Annotated in this window: 5 protein-coding genes; 1 reads left to right on the plus strand and 4 read right to left on the minus strand. The window is 67.1% G+C overall.

Features of this window, described 5'->3' with window-relative positions:
- Nucleotides 1–2: 2 nt before the first annotated feature.
- Genes C8K36_RS17840 through C8K36_RS17855 form a run of 4 tightly spaced genes read right to left on the minus strand, consistent with a single transcriptional unit; the run spans nucleotide 3 to nucleotide 3,446 of the window.
- Nucleotides 3–872, minus strand: coding sequence for an SDR family oxidoreductase (locus C8K36_RS17840; RefSeq protein ID WP_107985860.1), 870 nt, complete (start codon nucleotides 870–872; stop codon nucleotides 3–5).
- A 49-nt stretch (nucleotides 873–921) separates the two neighbouring features.
- Nucleotides 922–1,785 carry a MaoC/PaaZ C-terminal domain-containing protein gene (locus C8K36_RS17845; protein WP_107985861.1) on the minus strand — a complete coding sequence of 288 codons (864 nt, stop codon included), beginning with the start codon at nucleotides 1,783–1,785 and terminating at the stop codon, nucleotides 922–924.
- Between the two features lie 4 nt (nucleotides 1,786–1,789).
- Entirely contained in the window at nucleotides 1,790–2,221 is a 432-nt protein-coding gene (locus C8K36_RS17850; protein ID WP_107985862.1) for a type II toxin-antitoxin system Rv0910 family toxin, read from the minus strand.
- 34 nt (nucleotides 2,222–2,255) lie between these two features.
- Complete coding sequence (locus C8K36_RS17855) at nucleotides 2,256–3,446, minus strand: lipid-transfer protein (protein ID WP_107985863.1); 1,191 nt, start codon at nucleotides 3,444–3,446, stop codon at nucleotides 2,256–2,258.
- 111 nt (nucleotides 3,447–3,557) lie between these two features.
- Between C8K36_RS17855 and C8K36_RS17860 the strand changes: the two genes are divergently transcribed.
- Complete coding sequence (locus tag C8K36_RS17860) at nucleotides 3,558–4,217, plus strand: TetR/AcrR family transcriptional regulator (protein ID WP_107985864.1); 660 nt, start codon at nucleotides 3,558–3,560, stop codon at nucleotides 4,215–4,217.
- Nucleotides 4,218–4,222 lie beyond the last annotated feature (5 nt).

A 4,222-nucleotide genomic window follows, 5' to 3' on the forward strand; every position in this document is an offset into this window, starting at 1 on the left:
CCTCAGCCCAGTCGTTCTGCCAGGTCGCCGACGGTCCACGGGCCGTCGCTCTCGATCGCGTCCCCGCCGTGCCAGTTGATCAGTTCGGAGATCGCACCACCCTGGACGGCGTACACCTTGCCGGTGAGCTTGCAGTCGGCCGCCGCCAGGCGGGCGACCAGCGGCGAGATGTTGGCCGGGGCGAAGGCGTCGAACTCGCCTTCCGGAATCTCGGCCGCGAACAGCGCACCCATGCCGGGGGTGGCGAGCGTGAGCCGAGTGCGGGCGATGGGCGCGATCGCGTTGACGCGGACGCCGTACCGCTCGAGTTCGTCCGCCGCCACCAGGGTCAGTGCCGCGATGCCGGCCTTCGCGGCGCCATAGTTGCTCTGACCGGCGTTGGGCATGAAAGTGCCCGATGCCGATGCGGTGTTGATCACCGAGGCCTGCACCGACTCACCGGCTTTGGACTGCTCCTTCCAGTACGCGGCGGCGTGGTGCAGCGTCGCGGCGTGCCCCTTGAGATGCACCGCGATGACGGCGTCCCACTGCCCCTCCTCCATGCCGGCGATGAAACTGTCACGCAGAATGCCGGCGTTGTTCACCAGGATGTCGAGGCGGCCGAACTCGCGAACGGCCTGCGCGACGAGCGCCTCGGCGCCCGCCCATTCGGCGACGTTGTCGGTGTTCGCGATCGCCTTGCCGCCCGCGGCGACGATCTCGTCGGCCACCTGTTGCGCCGGACCCGCGTCGGATCCCGTGCCGTCGTTGGCGCCGCCGAGGTCGTTGACGACCACCGCGGCACCCTCCCGCGCGAAAAGCAGTGCATGCTCGCGGCCGATGCCCCGCCCCGCGCCGGTGATGATCGCGACGCGTCCGTCCAGTGTTCCCATGATGTGTTCCCCTCTTGTCACGAAGCCTGTCGGCAGGTCTGCAGGTAGATCAGTCGGCGATGACGGCCAGGCCGTCCTTGATCACCAGTTCGTCGCCGACACTGGTCTCGAAGGCGTAGGCGGTGGCACCGGACTCCGAACCCGATCTCCAGAATCGGGTCTCGATGTCCTGTTCGGGCAGAACGGGTTTCGCGAAGCGCACCGCGAGGCGCTTCAGGCGCAGGGTGTCGCCGTCGGCGAACTCGGTGAGCGCGGCCCACGACGTGAACGCCATCGTGCACAGACCGTGGTTGATGATGCCCGGCAGTCCGGACATCCGGGCGATCTCGTCGTCCAGATGGATCGGCATGGGGTCGCCCGACGCCGGCGAGTACCGGAAGGTCTGGTCCTTGTCGATGTGCTGCAGAACCCGCGCCGCCGGAGTCTGCCCACGCAGCGTCTCGGGGAACCGGTGCGGCGGTGCCGGCTCGCCGAGTCCCGGGCCGGCATCGACCTTCCGGAAGAACGCCGTCATCCACTGCTCGTTGACGAGTTCTCCTGTTTCGGTGCGAGTTTCGACATAGACGACGACAGTGGAGCCGTTGTCCATGCCCTCGAAGCCGATCGGCTTGGCCCGCACCACCAACGTGTCACCCGGGTGGATCGGCCGGTGGAAGTGGAAGTCCTGCTCGCCGTGCACCAGCTTCATCAGCAGTTCGACCGGCGCCACGGACAGCGCCGCGGGCGCCATCGAGAAGAATGCCGGCACCACCGCGAACACCGGCGGGGCGATCTCGCCGCGCAGGTGCCGCTCGATCGGGTCGTTGGTGGCAGCCGCGTACTCGGCGATACGTTCGGCGGTGACGTCGAATCGCTCGGGATCCGTCCACACCCCGATCCCCGAGGTATCGAATTCCACTGTGGGCGTAGTCATGTTGCTATCCGACCAGCTCGGCGAACTTGGCGAGCGACGCCTCGAGATCCGCGGCGGCATTCTTGGCAACAGCCTTGCCGATCGGCCCGACGATCATCGTGCCCTTGAAACTCGCGTCGATGATGGCCTTGCTGCCGGAGCCGTCGGGCTCCACCTGCAATGTGAACTCGACGGTGACGCCGGCCATGCCGGTGCCGGCGATTTTGACCAGTCTGGGCACCTCGACCTCGGTGACGGTCCACTCGATCTTGTTGGCCATGCCCATCACGGAAACGACCTCGGTGAAGGTGGCACCGAGCCGGACCTCCGTGGGCAGGTCGCTCTTCCAGCCCTGGTGAATAGTGAGCCACTCCTCCCAGCGGGAGAGGTCGGACAGGGCGTCCCACGCCTTGTCGGGCGCGGCGGGCAGGGCGGCGGAGACGGAAACGGAAGCCATGACTACTCCTGGAATGGTTGAGGGAAAGGGTGATTCAGCGTTCTGCGGGACGGTAGGCGGTGACGACGACCGCCCCGCCGAGCCCGATGTTGTGCTGCAGTGCCACCTGCGCTCCGTCGACCTGACGCTTGTCGGCGGCGCCGCGCAGCTGCCAGGTGAGCTCGCTGCACTGCGCCAGGCCGGTGGCGCCGAGCGGATGGCCCTTCGAGATGAGGCCGCCGGAGGGGTTGACCACCCAGCGACCGCCGTACGTAGTGTCGTCGGCGTCGACGAGCTTGCCCCCCTCGCCCTCGGCGCACAGGCCGAGAGCCTCATAGGTGAGCAGTTCGTTGGTGGAGAAGCAGTCGTGCAGTTCGATGACGTCGATCTCGGCCGGACCGATGCCGGCCTGCTCGTAGACGAGTCTCGCGGCCGTCCGGGTCATGTCGGCACCGACCAGGCTGATCGCGCTCTTGTCCTCGAACGTGCTCGGCAGGTCGGTGACCATCGCCTGACCGACGATCTCGACGGCCTGCGCGGCGAGGCCGTGCTTGTCGACGAACGCCTCACCGGCCACCACCACGGCGCCGGAACCGTCCGACGTCGGCGAGCACTGCAGCTTGGTGAGCGGACCGTAGATCGGCTTCGAAGCGAGCACATCCTCGAGCGTGCACTCGTCCTGGAACTGCGCGTACGGATTGTTGATCGAGTGCCGGTGGTTCTTGACGCCGATCTTCGCGAACTGTTCGGCGGTGGTGCCGTAGCGCTCCATGTGTTCCTTACCGGCGGCACCGAACATGTACGGCGCGGGCGGCATCGCGAACTCCTGCAGTTCCGCGAGCGCGAGCAGGTGTCGCATCATCGGCTGTTCGCGGTCGTCGTACATCGTTCCCAACGAACCGGTCTGCATCTTCTCGAACCCGAGCGCGAGCGCGCAGTCGGCCTGACCGCTCCGGACGGCCTGCGTCGCGAGGTAGAGCGCGGTGGATCCGGTGGAACAGTTGTTGTTGACGTTGACGATCGGGATCCCGGTGAGCCCCAGTTCGTACACGGCACGCTGTCCCGACGTCGATTCGCCGTACACGTACCCGACGTACGCCTGCTGCACCTCGCCGTAGTCGATGCCCGCGTCCTCGAGCGCCTTCGTGCCCGCCTCCCGCGCCATGTCGGGGTAGTCCCACTCGCGTGCCCCCGGCTTCTCGAACTTCGTCATCCCCACTCCGATGACGAAAACCCTGTTGCCCATGCCGACTCCTGACCCGGATCGATTTGTCTGTGACACGCTGTCCAGCCAAAAGTAAGTGAGACACCGTGTCCAGTCAATGACCTCCGCCCGAACTCGAGTACTGTTCGCCGAATGACGGATGGACGGGCGACCCGGTGGGACGACCACAAGGTGCAGCGCCGGGACCGGATCCTCGAGGCCTCGCTGGCCGCGATCGAAGGCGGCGGATCCGACATCGGGGTGCAGCAGATCGCCGAGCGCGCACAGGTCCCGCGTTCGGTCGTCTACCGCATCTTCGCCGACCGCGGCGACCTGGACGAACAGATTCGCCTACGGATCATCGACGTGATGATGGCCGAACTGGGACCGGTGCTCACGCCGCACGGGACGGTGCGGGAGACGATCGTGCTCGCGGTCGACACCTATCTGCGGTGGATCGTCGCGCACCCGCGCCTGCACGCGTTCCTCGGGAAGGGCGCACCGAGCCGAAAGTCCGTAGGCTCCCGAGCCGTCACGGGAACCAAGACCGCGATCGGCGTGCAACTGGGCGATCTGCTCGCCGGCATCCTCGACCGCCGCGGCGCGACGTCCACCCTCGCGGAGCCGATGGCATTCGCACTGGTCGGCCTGGTCGACGCCACCGTGAACCGCTGGCTGAGCCAACCGGAGAGCCCTGTGCCGAGCGAGGATCTCGCCCGCTTCCTCGAGACGTCCATCTGGAGCGTGCTCGACGCGAACCTCCGCGCGCTGGGCATCGACATCGAACCGTCTACACCGGTCGCGGAGTTGTAACTCCG

The organism is Rhodococcus sp. OK519 (genome assembly GCF_003051005.1).
Lineage (GTDB): Bacteria > Actinomycetota > Actinomycetes > Mycobacteriales > Mycobacteriaceae > Prescottella.

Coding starts and splice junctions, on each gene's coding strand:
- C8K36_RS17845 (WP_107985861.1), bottom strand. CDS start 1,785: ATGACTACGCCCACAGTGGAATTCGATACCTCGGGGATCGGGGTGTGG.
- C8K36_RS17860 (WP_107985864.1), top strand. CDS start 3,558: ATGACGGATGGACGGGCGACCCGGTGGGACGACCACAAGGTGCAGCGC.
- C8K36_RS17840 (WP_107985860.1), bottom strand. CDS start 872: ATGGGAACACTGGACGGACGCGTCGCGATCATCACCGGCGCGGGGCGG.
- C8K36_RS17855 (WP_107985863.1), bottom strand. CDS start 3,446: ATGGGCAACAGGGTTTTCGTCATCGGAGTGGGGATGACGAAGTTCGAG.
- C8K36_RS17850 (WP_107985862.1), bottom strand. CDS start 2,221: ATGGCTTCCGTTTCCGTCTCCGCCGCCCTGCCCGCCGCGCCCGACAAG.